The organism is Sphingomonas sp. M1A8_2b, from assembly GCF_053345535.1.
In genome coordinates, this window is record NZ_JBKFAH010000002.1 from 345,208 (window position 1) to 362,068 (window position 16,861).

21 protein-coding genes and 2 tRNA genes are annotated in these 16,861 nt (G+C 64.8%); 19 read left to right on the top strand and 4 right to left on the bottom strand.

The features are described 5' to 3' along the window. Window positions 1-191: 191 nt before the first annotated feature. The 4 genes from ACLBWL_RS09975 to ACLBWL_RS09990 all read left to right on the top strand — a co-directional run bounded on the left by ACLBWL_RS09975 (window position 192) and on the right by ACLBWL_RS09990 (window position 3,723). Complete coding sequence (locus ACLBWL_RS09975) at window positions 192-1,898, top strand: class I adenylate-forming enzyme family protein (RefSeq protein ID WP_447793469.1); 1,707 nt, start codon at window positions 192-194, stop codon at window positions 1,896-1,898. Between the two features lie 370 nt (window positions 1,899-2,268). Next, a complete protein-coding gene (locus ACLBWL_RS09980) occupies window positions 2,269-3,417 on the top strand; it encodes an AI-2E family transporter (RefSeq protein WP_447793471.1) in 1,149 nt (382 codons plus the stop codon). Between the two features lie 54 nt (window positions 3,418-3,471). Then, window positions 3,472-3,548: transfer RNA gene (locus ACLBWL_RS09985), tRNA-Asp, on the top strand. A 98-nt stretch (window positions 3,549-3,646) separates the two neighbouring features. Continuing rightward, window positions 3,647-3,723 (top strand) — tRNA-Asp (locus ACLBWL_RS09990). A gap of 264 nt (window positions 3,724-3,987) precedes the next feature. On the opposite strand, the gene ACLBWL_RS09995 is transcribed toward ACLBWL_RS09990, so the two are convergent. The 4 genes from ACLBWL_RS09995 to ACLBWL_RS10010 form a co-directional block, all read right to left on the bottom strand. Continuing rightward, window positions 3,988-4,188, bottom strand: a complete 201-nt coding sequence (locus ACLBWL_RS09995) for a DUF2842 domain-containing protein (RefSeq protein WP_132739963.1) — start codon at window positions 4,186-4,188, stop codon at window positions 3,988-3,990. Beyond that, the gene (locus ACLBWL_RS10000) at window positions 4,185-4,718 is read right to left on the bottom strand and encodes a 5-formyltetrahydrofolate cyclo-ligase (RefSeq protein ID WP_447792599.1); all 534 of its coding nucleotides are present in this window, start codon (window positions 4,716-4,718) and stop codon (window positions 4,185-4,187) included. The genes ACLBWL_RS09995 and ACLBWL_RS10000 overlap by 4 nt, the downstream gene beginning before the upstream one ends. A gap of 192 nt (window positions 4,719-4,910) precedes the next feature. Then, window positions 4,911-5,234 carry a cell division protein ZapA gene (locus ACLBWL_RS10005; protein ID WP_447792601.1) on the bottom strand — a complete coding sequence of 108 codons (324 nt, stop codon included), beginning with the start codon at window positions 5,232-5,234 and terminating at the stop codon, window positions 4,911-4,913. Further along, window positions 5,234-5,470, bottom strand: a complete 237-nt coding sequence (locus tag ACLBWL_RS10010) for a hypothetical protein (RefSeq protein ID WP_447792603.1) — start codon at window positions 5,468-5,470, stop codon at window positions 5,234-5,236. Before ACLBWL_RS10010 ends, ACLBWL_RS10005 begins: the two co-directional genes overlap by 1 nt. 145 nt (window positions 5,471-5,615) lie before the next feature. Here ACLBWL_RS10010 and gap point away from each other — a divergent pair, with 145 nt between their 5' ends. From gap to ACLBWL_RS10085, 15 genes are all read left to right on the top strand, one after another. Next, window positions 5,616-6,626 carry a type I glyceraldehyde-3-phosphate dehydrogenase gene (gene gap, locus ACLBWL_RS10015; protein WP_332743498.1) on the top strand — a complete coding sequence of 337 codons (1,011 nt, stop codon included), beginning with the start codon at window positions 5,616-5,618 and terminating at the stop codon, window positions 6,624-6,626. 248 nt (window positions 6,627-6,874) lie between these two features. After that, window positions 6,875-7,285: an MOSC domain-containing protein gene (locus ACLBWL_RS10020; protein ID WP_447792605.1), complete on the top strand. Its 411-nt coding sequence runs from the start codon at window positions 6,875-6,877 to the stop codon at window positions 7,283-7,285. Further along, window positions 7,282-8,472 (top strand): phosphoglycerate kinase, encoded by a 1,191-nt coding sequence (locus ACLBWL_RS10025; protein WP_447792607.1) that lies wholly within the window; start codon window positions 7,282-7,284, stop codon window positions 8,470-8,472. Before ACLBWL_RS10020 ends, ACLBWL_RS10025 begins: the two co-directional genes overlap by 4 nt. A gap of 48 nt (window positions 8,473-8,520) precedes the next feature. After that, window positions 8,521-8,787 carry a type II toxin-antitoxin system RelB family antitoxin gene (relB, locus tag ACLBWL_RS10030; RefSeq protein ID WP_447792609.1) on the top strand — a complete coding sequence of 89 codons (267 nt, stop codon included), beginning with the start codon at window positions 8,521-8,523 and terminating at the stop codon, window positions 8,785-8,787. Continuing rightward, window positions 8,784-9,116, top strand: a complete 333-nt coding sequence (locus ACLBWL_RS10035; protein WP_447792611.1) for a type II toxin-antitoxin system PemK/MazF family toxin — start codon at window positions 8,784-8,786, stop codon at window positions 9,114-9,116. Before relB ends, ACLBWL_RS10035 begins: the two co-directional genes overlap by 4 nt. Window positions 9,117-9,136: 20 nt before the next feature. Next, window positions 9,137-10,057 carry a class I fructose-bisphosphate aldolase gene (locus tag ACLBWL_RS10040; RefSeq protein ID WP_447792613.1) on the top strand — a complete coding sequence of 307 codons (921 nt, stop codon included), beginning with the start codon at window positions 9,137-9,139 and terminating at the stop codon, window positions 10,055-10,057. Window positions 10,058-10,063: 6 nt separating this feature from the next. Next, the gene (locus ACLBWL_RS10045) at window positions 10,064-10,540 is read left to right on the top strand and encodes a hypothetical protein (RefSeq protein WP_447792615.1); all 477 of its coding nucleotides are present in this window, start codon (window positions 10,064-10,066) and stop codon (window positions 10,538-10,540) included. After that, a complete protein-coding gene (gene thiE, locus ACLBWL_RS10050) occupies window positions 10,537-11,226 on the top strand; it encodes a thiamine phosphate synthase (protein ID WP_447792617.1) in 690 nt (229 codons plus the stop codon). Before ACLBWL_RS10045 ends, thiE begins: the two co-directional genes overlap by 4 nt. 87 nt (window positions 11,227-11,313) lie before the next feature. Further along, entirely contained in the window at window positions 11,314-12,342 is a 1,029-nt protein-coding gene (locus tag ACLBWL_RS10055; RefSeq protein ID WP_447792619.1) for a L,D-transpeptidase family protein, read from the top strand. Between the two features lie 4 nt (window positions 12,343-12,346). Continuing rightward, window positions 12,347-12,952: a M23 family metallopeptidase gene (locus ACLBWL_RS10060; RefSeq protein WP_447792621.1), complete on the top strand. Its 606-nt coding sequence runs from the start codon at window positions 12,347-12,349 to the stop codon at window positions 12,950-12,952. Between the two features lie 86 nt (window positions 12,953-13,038). After that, entirely contained in the window at window positions 13,039-13,602 is a 564-nt protein-coding gene (gene efp, locus ACLBWL_RS10065; RefSeq protein WP_093397280.1) for an elongation factor P, read from the top strand. A 101-nt stretch (window positions 13,603-13,703) separates the two neighbouring features. Further along, complete coding sequence (locus tag ACLBWL_RS10070; protein ID WP_056048515.1) at window positions 13,704-14,516, top strand: inositol monophosphatase family protein; 813 nt, start codon at window positions 13,704-13,706, stop codon at window positions 14,514-14,516. A 595-nt stretch (window positions 14,517-15,111) separates the two neighbouring features. Then, the gene (locus tag ACLBWL_RS10075) at window positions 15,112-15,486 is read left to right on the top strand and encodes an NADH-quinone oxidoreductase subunit A (protein ID WP_121903273.1); all 375 of its coding nucleotides are present in this window, start codon (window positions 15,112-15,114) and stop codon (window positions 15,484-15,486) included. Further along, window positions 15,477-16,025: a NuoB/complex I 20 kDa subunit family protein gene (locus tag ACLBWL_RS10080; protein ID WP_187504417.1), complete on the top strand. Its 549-nt coding sequence runs from the start codon at window positions 15,477-15,479 to the stop codon at window positions 16,023-16,025. The genes ACLBWL_RS10075 and ACLBWL_RS10080 overlap by 10 nt, the downstream gene beginning before the upstream one ends. Beyond that, a complete protein-coding gene (locus ACLBWL_RS10085; RefSeq protein WP_447792625.1) occupies window positions 16,022-16,846 on the top strand; it encodes an NADH-quinone oxidoreductase subunit C in 825 nt (274 codons plus the stop codon). The genes ACLBWL_RS10080 and ACLBWL_RS10085 overlap by 4 nt, the downstream gene beginning before the upstream one ends. Window positions 16,847-16,861 lie beyond the last annotated feature (15 nt).

The window sequence follows — 16,861 nt, forward strand, 5'->3', positions numbered from 1 at the left end:
TTCGACCGTCCGTGTCATGACCCGCTCCATACCCCTAGTTCGAACTTGGTGCCTCTATTGCCTTGAGTGCGGCAGGAATCAACTATAACCTGTCTTCGAACAGGCGATAAGCCAAACCCGAAATTCAACTCTGGAGTCAACCGGTCTTGGCAAGCGAACCGATCATCGCACTCGATCCCTCCTGGCCGGCGATGTCGCTCGCCGATGCCGAGCGATTGCTGACCGCGCCCGGCGCGAAGTTCGAGATGGAGATGCTGACGATCGACGGCATCGAAACGCGGATCTGGAAGAACGCGCCGCCGTCGTTGCGCTGGCTGGCCGAGGCGGCGCGCGCGCATGGCGACCGGGTATTTACGGCGTATGAGGACGAGCGAGTCACCTACGAGGCGAATTTCCGCGCGATCGCGGTGCTGGCGCATCGGTTGCGCGAGATGGGGATCGGTCCCGGCGACCGTGTCGCGCTGGCGATGCGCAACCTCCCCGAATGGCCGGTCGCGTTCTTCGCAGGTGCGAGCATCGGCGCGATCATGGTGCCGCTCAACGCGTGGTGGACCGGCGCGGAGATGGAATACGGCCTCGCCGATTCGGGCGCGCGCGTGCTGATCACCGACGACGAGCGGCACCACCGACTGGAGGCGGCCTATACAACGCTGCCGGCGCTGGAACACGTGTTCGTCGCGCGTGCCGCGGAGCCGTTGACGGGGATCGTCACCCGGCTGGAGGACGTGATCGGCACGCCGCACGACTGGGCGGCGCTACCCGATATCGGTCTGCCGGAGGCGACGATCGCGCCAGACGATGACGCGACGATCTTCTACACCAGCGGCACTACCGGCGCGCCTAAGGGGGCGCTCGGCACGCATCGCAACATGATGTCGAACATCCTGTCGGGCGGCTATTCGTCGGCGCGCTCGTTCCTGCGCCGCGGCGAAGCGCCGCCCGAGCCGACGCCGCGCGTGACGCTGACCGTGATCCCATTGTTTCACGTCACGGCGTGTTCGGCGGGCATGATGGGCGTGATCGCGACCGGCAGCACGATGATCTTCATGCGAAAATGGGACACGATCCGCGCGATGGAGATCATCGAGCGCGAGAAGGTCAATATCACCGGCGGCGTGCCGACCATCGCGTGGCAGCTGCTCGAGCATCCCGATCGCGAGAAATACGACCTCTCGTCGCTCGAATCGATCGCCTATGGCGGCGCGCCCGCGGCGCCCGAGCTGGTGAAGCGCATCCATGCCGAGTTCGGCGCAATGCCCGGCAATGGCTGGGGCATGACCGAGACGATGGCGACCGTCACGCATCACGGGGCCGAGGATTATCTCAACCGCCCGACCAGCGCGGGGCCGCCGGTCGCCGCTGCCGACCTGAAGATCATGGCAGACGACGGCGTGACCGAGATGCCGGTGGGCGAGGTCGGGGAACTCTGGGCGCGCGGGCCGATGATCGTGAAGGGGTATTGGAACAAGCCGGACGCGACCGCGGCGACGTTCGTCGACGGCTGGGTGCGGACAGGTGACTTGGCACGGCTCGACGAGGAGGGGTTCTGCTACATCGTCGACCGCGCAAAGGACATGATCATCCGCGGCGGCGAGAACATCTATTCGAGCGAGGTGGAGAACGTCCTCTACGCGCACCCTGCGGTGACCGACGCGGCACTGATCGGCATTCCGCACCGGATCCTCGGCGAGGAGCCGGCGGCGGTGGTGCACCTTGCGCCGGGCGCGACGGCGACAGAGGCCGAGTTGCAGGGCTGGGTCCGGCGGCATCTGGCCGCGTTCAAGACGCCGGTCGCGGTGCGCTTTGTGCACGAGACGCTGCCGAGGAATGCGAACGGGAAGATTTTGAAGAAGGACCTGCAGGTGTTGTTCGAGGATCGGGTCGGGGTGACGGTGTAGGAGGCCATACCTGTACTGCTCCGTCATCCTGACGAAAGTCAGGACCAGGGTAACGGAGGGCAGCGATTTTTGGCTCTGGGTCCCGACTTTCGTCAGGATGACGAAGAGCGGGGGGCTCGGGATCAATGCATGATCAGACATAACGCGGTCTTTTCGAGGAATTCCATCGCGCTGGCACCGCGCGCCGCTTGAATGCCGACCGCGATTACGGGATGGGGGTGGCAAAGGAATTGCCATGACGGACGCCATGACGGGCGAGGGACTTCGCCAGGAACCGCACCAGCCACAGGGCGAGGGCGGCGCCGTTGCGGAAGGTCCGCCGGCCGAGAGTGCGTTCGGATTGCCGATTGCGGTCGGGGTCGAGGATGCGATGCGGATCGCGCAGCGTCGCGATCGGTTGCTGGCAGCGCTGACGCTGACGGCGGGGGTCGGGCTGATCCTCGCCATCCCGTTCGCGCTGAAATCCGGCGCCGAGTTCTTCCTGCCGCTCACCATCGCGCTCGTGATCTCGGTCGCGCTGGTGCCGGTGCTGGAATGGCTCGAACGGCGCCATGTGCCGTCGCCGCTCGCCGCGATCCTGTGCATCCTCGTGTTCCTGATCGCCGCGAACATCGCGATCGCCGCGATCCTCGTGCCGGCGACTGATTTCTTCCGGTTGCTGCCGACCCGGCTCGACCGCATTCAGAGCAACCTCGCGCCGCTGCTCGATCTCTATTCGAGCCTCGAGAAATACGTGAACAAGACGCTGCGGCAGGTCGCGTCGACGCCGATCAAGCAGCCCGCGACCGCAGGCGTCGCGGCGCCGGGCTCGATCCTCGAACTTGCCGCGACCTCGGCGCCGGCGGTCATCGTGCAGTTCCTGTTCGGGGTGCTGATCGTGTTCTTCTTCCTGTCGGGCTGGACGCGGATGCGGCGGCAGACGATCACCGGGCGGACCAGCTTCGACGGGGCGATGGCGACGGCGCGCGTCATTCAGGATATCGTCGACGACGTGTCGGCATATCTTGGCACCATCACGTTGATCAATATCGTGCTCGGGATCGTCACCGGGGTGGCGCTGTGGTTCATCGGCATGCCCTATCCGGCGATGTGGGGCGGGATCGTCGCGCTGCTCAATTACATCCCGTATTTCGGGCCGGTGATCGGTGCGTTCCTGCTCGCGCTGGGCGGGCTGATGACGTTCTCCGACATCTGGATGGCGATGTTGCCGCCGGCGTTGATGTACGGGCTGCACCTCGTTGAAGCGAACGCCATCACCCCGTTCGTCGTCGGCCACCGGCTGACGATCAGCCCGCTGCTGATCCTGATCTCGCTGAGCTTCTGGGGATGGGTGTGGGGCACGTCCGGCGCATTGTTGGCGGTGCCGCTGCTGATCATCATCCAGACGGTCGTGAAGGCCGCCGGCAAGCCCGATATCGCCGGTTTCCTGTTCGAGCACGGCACCCTGGTGCAGCCGAAGGTCGGGCGAAATCGCCGTCGCGGTGACCAGCCCGAGCCCCAGCGCGAAACCGGCGGATAATTAGGGTTGACGGTATCCGAACCCTCGCCTAGTTGCCGCCTCCACGCTGTTTCAGCGGGTGTAGCTCAGTTGGTTAGAGCGCCGGCCTGTCACGCCGGAGGTCGCGGGTTCGAGTCCCGTCACTCGCGCCATCGTTTACCCTGACCGGGTAGATGGTTCGAGATTGTGTCAAGGTTTTGACGAGCCTTCCGCTGTGTCCTTCGGGGCGCTAGGGTTCGTCATTGGGAATGCGGGTGTAGCTCAGTTGGTTAGAGCGCCGGCCTGTCACGCCGGAGGTCGCGGGTTCGAGTCCCGTCACTCGCGCCACCCTGATGGGGTGGCCGAGACCCTTCTAGATTTTGGATGCTGAGAGCATCCCTCCCACATACCGTTCGTGCAGAGTAGAGACCGAGTAGCTCCGTCAGGAGCGTATCGAGGGCTCGTATCGAAGCATCGGTTCCGCGCGCCAACCTGTCCTTCGATACGCCCTCTCGATACGCCGCCTTCGGCGACTACTCGACGGCTACTCAGGACGAACGGTAGGGGGCGGACGGAGAGCGTTGGCGCATGGAGGCGACAGGCGGGGCTGGGTTACCGCCCGAGCTCCATCCAGCGCAGGACCGGCTTCAGCGGTGCTATCCAGATCAGGCCGGTGAACAGGTAAAACACCAGTTGCGCCAGCCAGTGCCAACTGCCGACGATGTTCGACAAACTCACGATCGCCACGCACCACACCAGGATCAGGAGCAGGATGCCGAGCATGCCGACGGGTTTGCGCCAGGTTGGCGTCATGGCGTGATCCATTCGAGTTCGGTGGCGATGGCGTGGAGCGGGACGTCCCACGGATCTGGGGTCAGCGTATCCACCTGCTGGACCGACAGCGCAATACCGACGCGCCAGGCGTTCGGGTGCGCCAGGAAGGCGCGATCGTAATAGCCGGCGCCCTGGCCGATGCGATTGCCGCTGCGATCGAAGCCGACGAGCGGCGTCAGGATGATGTCGGGTTCGAGCTCGGCCGCGTCCTCGGCTGGCTGGTGCAACCCGAAAGGCCCGGCGACCAGCGCCGCCTCGGTCGCCCAGGACAGGAAGCGCATCGGCAGCGAACGGCGGACGACATGGGGCAGGGCGATCACGCATCCGGCATCGACCGCGGCACGCGCGAAAGGCGAGGGATCGGCTTCGCCGCCGAACGGGACGTAGGAGGCGACCGTCAATCCGGGCTTCAACCGATCGAGGAACGCCGACGGCACCGGGATCCCGACCGGTGGGCGCGCTTCCCGCGCGGCGCGGAGCGAGGCTCTGAGCGCGCTCTTGTCGGTCATGCCGAAACCTTGGTAGATGGTGGTGTGGCGGGCCCACCATGGCCGTGTGCCGGGTTATCCACTGACGCACGGTACGTCAGGTGGGGACCATATGCTTCGGACCAGGATCCTAACAGGGACAGCCCCCTATGGATGATGAATAGCCTCAGGGATAATAAAGGCTCGTACCGGGCAGAACCCGCCACCGCCAATCTAGGCGCTAGGGGGGCCAAGCTCAAGGGGGCTCTGTTCGAGAGCTTGGGCAAGCCCTTCGAGACGATCTGCGATCCGGGTGAGCGCGATCTCGCTGACCGCCGAGCCTTCGGGCGGGCGGTGTGCGGCTTCGTCGAGGTCGTCGGCGAGCATGAGCGCGACGAACAGCATCGCGCGCTCGGCGCTGAGACCGCCAGCCGCCCGGTCCGCGGTCGCCCAGCGCTCCGCGACCATCGCGCCCAGCAACCGGACACGCGACTCTTCGCCGTCGCGGCAGGCGACCGCATGGGGGCGGCCACCGATATCGAGCATGACCTGGGCCATCAGTTGGGGCTCCCGCGATTGATGACGTCGTCGAGCGCCGCGACCGCTTCGGCCATCCGCGCCTTGAGTGCTGCGTGACGCTTGGCGAGCGCGTCGCCGCTTTCGGCACGGGCGGCAATGGCGGATTCGATCCGTGCGATCGCGGCATCGATCCGGTCGACGGCCGCCGTGTCCGATGTCGTGTCCGACGCCACGTCCGACGTCGCGTCCGATATTGTATCTGGGGTGTCTGGCATGACTGTCGAGATAGCATGACCGGAACACGCGACAAGCCGGTTTCGCCGCCCCGATCCGCGATCCACGGTGTTGACAGGGCGCCCCACCGCCCCGCAAAGGCTGCGCGCCCGGAACGGACTCGCGGGTGTTAGCGGAGATACAGCAATGACGGTCAAGGTTGCGATCAACGGTTTCGGGCGCATCGGCCGTCTCGTCGCCCGCGCAGTACTCGAACAGTCGAACGGCGCCCTCGAACTCGTCGCGATCAACGATCTCGGCGACGCCAAGTCGAACGCGTGGCTGTTCAAGCGCGACAGCGTCCACGGCAAATATCCGGGCGACGTCTCGGCCGAGGGCAACGAGCTGGTCGTCGACGGCAAGCGCATCCGCGTCACCGCCGAGCGTGACCCGGCCAACCTGCCGCACAAGGAACTGGGCGTCGACATCGTCCTCGAATGCACCGGCTTCTTCACCGACAAGGCGAGCTGCCAGAAGCATCTCGATGCCGGCGCGAAGAAGGTGCTGATCTCGGCCCCTGGCAAGAACGTCGACCTGACCGTCGTCTACGGCGTCAACCACGACAAGCTGACCGCCGAGCACACGATCGTCTCGAACGCGTCGTGCACCACTAACTGCCTCGCGCCCGTCGCCAAGGTGCTGAACGATGCGATCGGCATCGAGCGCGGCCTGATGACGACGATCCACGCCTATACCAACGACCAGAAGATCCTCGACCAGATCCACCCGGACCTGCGTCGCGCACGCGCTGCGGCGATGTCGATGATCCCGACCACGACCGGCGCCGCGCGCGCCGTCGCCGAGGTGCTGCCGGAGCTGAAGGGCAAGCTCGACGGTTCGGCGATCCGCGTGCCGGTGCCGGACGTATCGCTGATCGACCTGACCTTCACGCCGTCGCGCGACACGACGCGCGAAGAGGTGAACGCGGTGCTGAAGGCGGCGTCCGAGAGCGGCCCGCTGGTCGGCGTGCTCGACTGGTCGGACGAGCCGCTCGTCTCGATCGATCTCCAGCATACCCCGGCCTCGTCGACGATCGACAGCCTGGAGACCGCGGTGATCGACGGCAAGCTGGTCCGCGTCGTGAGCTGGTACGACAACGAATGGGGCTTCTCGAACCGGATGGTCGATACCGCCACGGCGATGGCGAAGTTCATCTAAGGTAGACGGACGCTGCGTTCTCCTAGTGGCCATCCCATCCCAGCCCGTTATCCCAGCGGAAGCTGGGGTTTCCTCATTCGGGTCGTGACGCCCGCCAACGGGGAGACCCCAGCTTTCGCTGGGGTGACGGGGAGTGGGATGGGCGAAAGACCTTTCGCGGTGACGGCGTGGTAGAGGGTAAGTCAGCTGTCGGTATTGGGATCGGCACGATCGCGGGCATCGCCCGTCACCCCCGCGCGAAAGCCCCGATGGAGGTCATCGACCATGTCGAGATCACCATCGAGGCTGGCCTGCACGGCGACTTCCGCGGCTATGTGAAGCCCGGCGGCAAGGGCCGGCGTCAGGTCACGTTGCTCGAACGCGGCGATTGGGATGCGGCGATGGCCGAGGTCGGCCACGATATTCCGTGGTACGAACGTCGCGCGAACCTGCTCGTCGACGGCTTCGACCTACCCCAGATACCCGGCACGCGGCTTCGCATCGGCGCGAACGTCGTGCTGGAGGTGACGCGCCATACCGATCCGTGCGACCGCATGGACGCACTGGCGCCAGGATTGTTCGCTGCGCTGACGCCGGACTGGCGGGGCGGGGCCTGTACCCGAGTTTTGATGGGCGGCATCGTCGCCGTCGGTGATGAGATCAGGATCGAAGAACCATGACCAAGCCATTCAAGACGCTCGACGATATGGGTGACATTCACGGCAAGCGCGTGCTCGTCCGCGAAGACCTGAACGTGCCGATGGCCGAGGGTCACGTCACCGACGACACCCGCCTGCGCGCGACCGTCGCGACCGTCGGCGAGCTTGCCGACAAGGGCGCGATCGTCCTCGTCCTCGCGCATTTCGGCCGTCCCAAGGGCGTGCCGAGCCCCGACTTCTCGCTGTCGCAGGTGGTGAAGCCGTATAGCGACGTGCTCGGCCGCGAAGTCCGCTACATCGACTGGGAGGGCGCGGATGATGCCGTCGCCATGCTCGAACCCGGCGACATCGCGGTGCTGGAGAATACGCGCTTCTTCGGCGGCGAAGAAAAGAACGACCCGGCGGTGGTGCAGCGCTTCGCACGGCTGGGCGACCTGTACGTCAACGACGCCTTTTCTGCCGCACACCGCGCGCACGCCTCGACCGAGGGGCTCGCCCACGTGCTCCCCGCCTATGCGGGTCGCGCGATGGAAGCCGAACTCGACGCCCTTCAGAAGGCGCTTGGCGAGCCGGAGCATCCGGTCGCAGCCGTCGTCGGGGGCGCGAAGGTGTCGTCGAAGCTCGACGTGCTGCGGCATCTCGTAACCCGCGTCGATCACCTGATCATTGGCGGGGGCATGGCTAATACGTTCCTCGCAGCGCGCGGCGTCGATGTCGGCAAAAGCCTGTGCGAGCATGAGCTTGCGAGCGTTTGCGAACAGATCATGGAAGCCGCTGACAAGGCCAACTGCACCGTCCACCTGCCGTACGACGTCGTGGTCGCCAAGGAGTTCAAGCCGAACCCCGCCACCCGCACCGTCAACGTCCACGAAGTCGCTGCCGACGAAATGATCCTCGACGTCGGCCCGGCCGCGGTCGAATCGCTCGGCGACGTGCTCAAGAATTGCCGCACTTTGGTCTGGAACGGGCCACTCGGCGCTTTCGAGACGGTACCGTTCGACAAGGCAACCGTCGCCCTCGCGAAGACCGCAGCGGCACTGACCGAGGGCGGTTCGCTCGTCTCGGTCGCTGGCGGCGGCGATACGGTCGCGGCGCTCAATCACGCCGGCGTCGCGGATGCGTTCACGTTCGTCTCGACCGCAGGCGGCGCGTTCCTGGAATGGATGGAGGGCAAGACCCTCCCCGGGGTCGCCGCGCTGCACGGTTGAAATACGCGAGCATCCGAGCTATGTTTAACATGTTAAACGGAGACTCGGATGCTCGGCGTCAGGCTCGATAGCGAACTCGAAGAACGCCTCGCGGCGGTTGCGCGCACCCAAGGGCGCAGCAAGAGCGATATCGCGCGCGAAGCCGTGCGTCGGTATGTCGAGCGGCACGACGAGGCTTTCCTGGCGGAGGCAAAGCGACAGTCGCTCGCGGCGGCGGCACTTGGCTGGACCGAAGAAGATGAGGAATGGGAGCGGTTGGGAGTAGCCTGGGATAAACCAGAGCTTGCCAGCAATCGCCGCGATGCCGCCGAATGAAACGCGGTGATATCGTTACTATTGCCGACGCCGACGCCGGAGATTTCGCCAGAAAGCCGCGCCCGGCGCTCGTCGTTCAGACCGACGCGTTCCTGGGGGACCACGACAGCGTTACGGTGTGTTTGATTACCAGCCAGCTGGCCGGCCTCGGCATGTTCCGCATACCGATCGCTGCGAATCCCGACACGGGGCTCTTGAAACCGAGCGAGGTCAGTATCGACAAGGTGCAGTCGGTCTGGCGGCATCGCATCGGTCGACGGGTCGGTGTTGCTTCCAACGAAACCATGTTTGCGGTCGATCAGGCACTTCGCCGTTGGCTTGCCCTTTAAATATCAGGAAAGGATTTACCATGACCTCGACGATCACGCCGCAAGTCAAAACCATTCTCGACAAATACGAAGCCACCAGCCCGGCGGTGAAGGCTAACCTCGCGCGCATCCTCATGCAGGGCAAGCTCGGCGGCACCGGCAAGCTCGTCATCCTGCCGGTCGACCAGGGTTTCGAGCATGGTCCGGCACGCAGCTTTTCTGTGAACCCGCCAGCGTACGACCCGCATTACCATTACCAGCTGGCGATCGATGCCGGACTCAGCGCCTATGCCGCGCCGCTCGGGATGCTCGAAGCGGGCGCGGATACGTTTGCGGGGCAGATCCCGACGATCCTGAAGTGCAACAGCTCGAACAGCTGGGCGACCTCGATCGACCAAGCGGTGACCGCGACCGTGTCCGACGCGGTGCGGCTCGGATCGGCGGCGATCGGCTTCACGATCTATCCGGGCGCTGATCAGTTCTTCGATCTCGTCGAGGAAATCCGCGAACTGAGCGAAGAGGCGAAGTCGGTCGGCATCGCCACCGTGATCTGGTCTTACCCGCGCGGCGGCGAGCTGACCAAGGACGGCGAACTCGCGCTCGACGTCGGTGCCTATGCCGCGCACATGGCGGCGCTGCTCGGCGCACACATCATCAAGACCAAGCTGCCGACCGATCATATCGAGCAGAAGGAGGCCAAGCCGCTCTACGCCAAGCAGGACTGGTCGAAGCAGTCCGACCGCGTCCGCCACGTCGTCCAGTCGAGCTTTGCCGGACGTCGCATCAACGTCTTCTCGGGCGGTGCGGCCAAGGGCGAGGACGCGGTGTTCCAGGATGCGCGCGACATTCGCGACGGCGGCGGCAACGGCTCGATCATCGGCCGCAACACCTTCCAGCGCCCGCGCGAAGAGGCGCTGGCGATGCTCGACCGCATCATCCGGATCTACAAGAACGAGGAATAAGCGTCGATGATCGGGGCGCTCTCCTATCACAAGGCGATCGCCCCGATGATCTGGGTGCTTATCAGACTGTCGACGGTCGAGCTGCTCGTCGTTCACCTGTTATTGCCGCATTGGTGGCCACGGGTCTCGGCCTTTGTCGCGATGGGCACGGTAATCGGGATCGTCTGGCTAGTGGCGGTCGTGCGGTCGTTACTCGGCATGCCGGTATTGTTAGAGGCAGAGCAATTGACCATGCGAGTCGGCCGGCTGCGCTCGGTCCGCGTTCCGATCGGCCAGATTGGCGGACTTCGGCTGTCTTGCGACCCGGCGACGTTGAAGCAGCGCAACGTGCTGAACCTGGCGTTGATCGCTTATCCCGATGTGGTGGTCGATCTCACCGCACCGATCGCAGTCGGGCGGCGGCGGATTTCGACGATTGCACACCGGCTCGATGATCCAGCCGGTTTCGCTGCGGCGCTGAACCGGCTAGGGCCGCGGACATGACCGAATTCGAAGATCCGCTGGGCCCGCTCGATCCCAATTTCGCCGAGAATTTCCGCCGCGACATGCGTCGGCCGGCTTGCCAGCTTTACCTGGTGTCGCCGCTGGACGTTGGCGGCGACTTCCCCGACCGTCTCGCGCGCGCTTTAGACGCTGGCCCCGTTGCCGCGTTCCAGTTCCGTGTGAAGGACATCGATCAGCATGCTGCCGCCGCACTCGGCGAGCCGTTGCGCGCGATCTGTGCGGAGCGCGACGTCGCGTTCATCGTCAACGACGATATCGGGCTGGCCAAGCGGCTCGATGCGGACGGCGTGCATCTCGGGCAGGACGATGGCGATCCGCGCGAGGCGCGCGCGCAGCTTGGACCTAATGCGCAGATCGGCGTGAGCTGTCATGGCAGCCGCCATCTGGCGATGGAAGCTGGCGAGGCCGGGGCCGACTACGTAGCGTTCGGTACGTTTTATCCGACCACGACGAAGGTCGCGACGCATACCGCCGAGCCGGTGATCCTGTCCTGGTGGTCGACGCTGTTCGAGATGCCCTGCGTCGCGATTGGTGGCATCACGCCGGAAAACGCTGCGCCATTGGTAGCTGCCGGTGCGGACTTCATCGCCGTGTCGGGCGCCGTCTGGGGTGGTAACGAGGTTGCGGCGATCAAGGCCTTCGCCGAGGTTCTTGCCCAGCGCTGATATCACGCTGAGTTCGCGCCGAACCGTTGGAAACAACCGTCGTTCTGGCCGTTTGATGCATAAGCGTAACGGTTTGGGATGACGGGCATGACGGCATTTGTGACGAAAGCTTCGGTTCTTGCGGCGTGCCTGTTCGGCGTGGCGTCACCCGCCTTGGCGCAGACTGCACCCGCACAGCCTGCGCCCAATACGCCAGTTCCGATCGACCGCAACGTCCTGCATGTGCAGGTGATCCTCGACCATCTCGGTTTCGGACCGGGCGTGCTGGACGGGCGTGGAGGGCAGTCGCTGGTTGCGGCGTTGAAGGGGTTCCAGGAGGCGAAGGGCCTGCCGATCACCGGCAAGCCCGATGCGCGGACTTTGCAGGCGTTGTATCCGTACCGCGCTGCGCGGCCGACCGTGACGGTCGCGCTGACGCCGGAGATGCTGGCCGGCCCGTTCGTCAATCCCTTCCCGAAGGACCCCGCCAAGCAGGCCGAACTCCCGTCGCTCGGCTACAAGAACATCATGGAGAAGCTCGGCGAGATGTTCCACACGACGCCGGCCGTGATCCTGGCGCTGAACTCGCCGACCACGAAGCTGACGCCGGGTACCAAGGTCGTGTTCCCCAATGCGTTGCCGACGTCGCGCGCCTATGATCCGAAGCTGAAGCCGGACTGGATCGCGACGCTCAACATGCTCAACGTCGATGCGAAGCAGCCGCAAGCGGATCACATCGTCGTCGACAAGTCCGACGGCGTGCTCCGCGTGATGGATGCCAACGACAAGCTGATCGCGCAATTCTCCGCGACGATGGGGTCGAGCCACGATCCGCTGCCGCTCGGCACGTGGGAGATCTATGGCTCTGATTATAATCCGAAGTTCCACTTCAACCCGGCGCTCTTCTGGGATGCGAAGAAGGGGCAGAAGAAGGAAATGCTGCCTCCCGGGCCGAACGGTCCGGTCGGCGTCGTCTGGATGGATCTGTCGAAGGAGCATTACGGCATCCACGGCACGCCCAACCCCGAGACGATCGGGCGCGCGGAGAGCCATGGCTGTATCCGCCTCACCAACTGGGATGCGGCGCGGTTATCGATGATGATCAAGCCGGGGATCAAGGCGGTCTTCCAGGCATAGGCCGATGACGCGGACGTTCTGGATCATTCTCGGGCTGATCATCGTCGTGATCGGCGGGTTCGCGTCGATGGTGTCGTTCGGCAGCGACGGTAGCGGTATCGTGCGGCGGGTGCCCTGGCGCAAGCCGTCGCTTCCCGCCGAGGTCGCGGCGGTTCCCGCGACGCCGGGTGCTCTGGCCGTGCCGGTGGTCGGCGTTTCGCGGAAAGCGATCGCCGACAGCTGGAACGATGCCCGGGGCGGCGGTATGCGCGGCCATCATGGTACGGATATCATGGCGCCGGGCGGCACACCCGTCGTTGCTGCCGCACCGGGCCGGATCGAGAAGCTGTTTCAGAGCGGGCTTGGCGGGATCACACTCTACGTCCGCTCGCCCGATCGACGCTGGACCTATTACTACGCGCACCTTGCCGGCTACGCTGCGGGTATCCGCGAGGGCATGGCGGTCAAGGCTGGCGATACGCTGGGCTATGTCGGCGATACCGGCGATGCGGGGGCGGGCAATTACCACCTGCATTTCGGGCTGACGAAGATGCAGCCGGGCGAACGCTGGTATCAGGGCGAGAACGTGAACCCTTACCCGCTGCTTGCCGGAACCCGGTCGTCCCGCTAAAGCCCGCCGCTTCGGGTTTCAGCAGAGCCATGCCCTAGGGCCATGCTTTGCGGATGGCCCCTAGCTCTTTCCAGCAGGAATCGGTCATGAAGATCAACGCGGTCGAGATTCGTCCCGGCAACATTCTTGAATATGAGGGCGGCATCTGGCGCGCCGTCAAGATTCAGCACACCCAGCCCGGCAAGGGCGGTGCCTATATGCAGGTCGAGATGAAGAACCTCATCGACGGCCGCAAGAACAACATCCGTTTCCGCTCCGCCGAGAGCGTCGAGAAGGTCCGGCTCGAGACCGTCGACTTCCAGTTCCTGTTCCGCGAAGGCGACATGCTGACCTTCATGGACAAGATCAATTACGAGCAGATCTCGCTCGATGCCGATATCCTGGGCGACGCTGCGGCGTTCCTGCAGGACGGCATGGACGTGGTGATGGAGCTCTGGGAAGAGCGGCCGATCTCGGTCCAGCTGCCCGACACGATCGAGGCGCTGATCGTCGAGGCGGATGCCGTCGTGAAGGGGCAGACCGCGTCGTCTTCGTACAAGCCCGCGGTGCTCGAGAACGGCGTGCGCGTGATGGTGCCGCCGCATATCGGCGCGGGCACGCGGATCGTCGTGGATGTGTACGAGCAGACCTACGTAAGGCGCGCGGACTAACCTTCGCTGCAACGAGAAGGGTGAGTGCTGGCTGCGTCATCGCGCCACTTTCCTGGGAACACCAACCCGCCCTCTTCCTAGTGGAGAGGTGGAGATTTTTAATGCCCAGCCATTCCGGCATCATGACCGTCATCGAGCGCGCCGCCCGCAAGGCCGCGCCGCGCCTGCGTCGCGACTTCAACGAGGTCCAGCAGCTCCAGGTGAGCCGCAAGGGTCCGGCCGACTTCGTCAGCCAGGCCGACCAGCGCGCCGAGCAGACGATCTTCGAAGAACTTTCGCACGCGCGTCCCGATTGGGGCATGCTGATGGAGGAGCGCGGCGAGGTCGAGGGTGACCCGAACAAGCCGAGGTTCATCGTCGATCCCCTCGATGGCACGTCGAACTTCCTCCACGGCATCCCGCATTTCTGCATCTCGATCGCGGTCGAGGAGCCGATGCCGAACGGCAAGCGTGAGGTCACCACCGCGCTGGTGTATCAGCCGCTGACCGACGAGAGCTTCTGGGCTGAGAAGGGCCGGGGCGCCTGGCTCACCGACCAGCGCCTGCGCGTGTCGTCGCGGCGTGATCTGTCCGAATCGCTGATCGCCACCGGGATCCCGTTCCTCGGCCACGGCGATTTCGCGCAGTGGAGCCGTATTTTCGGTGCGGTTGCGCCTGAGGTTGCGGGCATCCGTCGCCTGGGTGCTGCGGCGCTTGATCTGGCCTGGCTGGCGGCCGGCCGGTTCGACGGTTTCTGGGAGTCGAACCTGAAGCCCTGGGATGTCGCGGCGGGCATGCTGCTGGTCAAGGAGGCCGGCGGTTTCGTCACCGACTTCCGCGGCGGCGACCGCGCGATGGAACGTAACGAGTTCCTCGCCGCGAACGACGCGCTCCACTCGCGTCTTCATAAGCTGGTGGCCGGCGCGCTGCGTTAAGGCCGATGACCGATCCTCCCCCGCAAGGGGGAGGTGGCTGGCTCTTGCCAGACGGAGGGGGAGGTACGGGTAACCTCTGTTCCGTGTCCTCCCCCTCCGTCACCTTCGGTGACACCGCCCCCTGGCGGGGGAGAATCGTGAGGTCGGATGGTGTCTTGTTTTGCACCCTTAATCCCCGGCTCGCTCCGGAATTACCGTTCCGCATTCTTGCCGGCCATTGGCTTTCGGTCCGATGGACCTCAGGGCAATTCGGCGGCCACCACTGCACTACACGCAAATCTTGTTTCCCCGCGAAGGCGGGGATCCAGACTGGGCTCCCGCCTTCGCGGGAGAACAAGGAAGAGGGGGCCGTGGTTCGAACGCGGCCTCATCGTCCTCTGGGGCGACACGCACCCAACACGTCCAAGGGACGGACCAATATCACTGACCAAGCCATCATCGTGCACTCGCACTAGCTCACGCACCCCGAGTAACGCATGTTTCCCACCACCCCCGCCCCTCCTGTTGCGAGTGATTCTCACACCCTCCACGCCTTGCCCCGAACCCCCCATCGGCCTAAAGCGGCCCCGTTCCGTTCGCACTTGCGAGAAGCAATTTGGTCGACCTGTCGCACTATCTTCCGATCCTCCTGTTCCTCGGGGTCGCCATCGCATTGTCGAGCACGTTCGTGTTCCTGCCGATGGCCGTCTCGCGCCTCACCGGATCGCATAAGCCTACGCCGGAAAAGCTCAGCGAATACGAGTGCGGCTTCCCCGCATTCGAGGATCCGCGCAGCCAGTTCGACGTACGCTTCTACCTGATCGCCATCCTCTTCATCATCTTCGATCTCGAGGCCGCGTTCCTGTATCCCTGGGCCGTCTCGGTCTTCACGCTCGGCTGGACCGCGTGGATTTCGATGATGATCTTTATCGGCGAATTGGCCCTTGGCCTCGTCTACGCATGGAAGAAGGGAGCACTCGATTGGGAGTAGAGCTTCAGCCCGCACTCGGTGCCTCCAGCTCGCTGGTGCCACCCGATCAGGGCTTTTTCGACGGATTGAACGGTGAGCTGACGGACAAGGGTTTCCTCGTCACGTCGACCGAAGAGCTGTTCCAGTGGGCCCGTACCGGCTCGCTGTGGTGGATGACGTTCGGCCTCGCCTGCTGCGCGGTCGAGATGATCCACGTCAATATGCCGCGTTACGACCTCGAGCGCTTCGGTGCCGCACCGCGCGCGTCCCCACGCCAGTCGGACGTGATGATCGTTGCTGGTACGCTCTGCAACAAGATGGCCCCTGCATTGCGCAAGGTCTACGACCAGATGTCCGAGCCCAAGTACGTAATCTCGATGGGATCGTGTGCGAACGGCGGCGGCTATTATCATTACAGCTACAGTGTCGTGCGTGGTTGCGATCGGATCGTGCCGGTGGACATCTACGTCCCCGGGTGCCCGCCGACGGCTGAGGCATTGCTGTACGGCATCATGCAGTTGCAGCGGAAGATCCGGCGGTCCGGGAGCATCGAGCGTTGAGGGCTCCCGCACCAGCTTACACGTCGAACGACGGCGTGATCGACAGCGCTCGCGCTGCGCTCGGCGGCATGCTGATCGACGCGGTCGACCATGTCGGCGAAGTCGCGCTGCACGTTCGTCGTGAGGATTTGTATGACGCGATGATCGCGCTGCGCGACACGCCGGGGCTTGCGTACCAGCAGCTCATGGAGATCGCCGGCGTCGACTATCCGGATCGCGCTGAGCGGTTCGAGGTTGTTTATTGCATGCTGTCGCTGACGCGGAACCACCGCCTGCGCGTGCATGTCGCGACCGACGAGGAGAAGCCGGTGCCGTCGGTGACGGACATCTGGCCCGTCGCCGGCTGGCTCGAGCGCGAAGTGTACGACATGTACGGCGTGCTGTTCAGCGGCAATCCGGACCTGCGCCGCATCCTGACCGATTACGGCTTTCGTGGTCACCCGCAGCGCAAGGACTTCCCGCTGACCGGGTATGTCGAGCTGCGCTATTCGGAAGAGTCGAAGCGCGTCGTGTACGAGCCCGTTCAGCTTGCGCAGGATTTCCGTACGTTCGATTTCATGAGCCCGTGGGAGGGCGCGAACTACGTCCTTCCGGGTGATGAGAAGGGGTCTCTCCCCGAGGCCAAGGGCGCGCCGACGCCGCTCAAGGCCGACACGATCGTCAAGGCGGATGCGGCCCAGTCGCCTACGCAGGCGCCGACCGAGCCCAAGAGCACCGAGTCGACCGCGCAGACGGGCGCTGGCAAGCCGGGGTCCGACGCGGATCCGAAGCCAGCGAACCCTGATGTGGTGCCGACCAAGGGTGGAGGACAGAACCAGTGAGTCTGTATGTCGAAG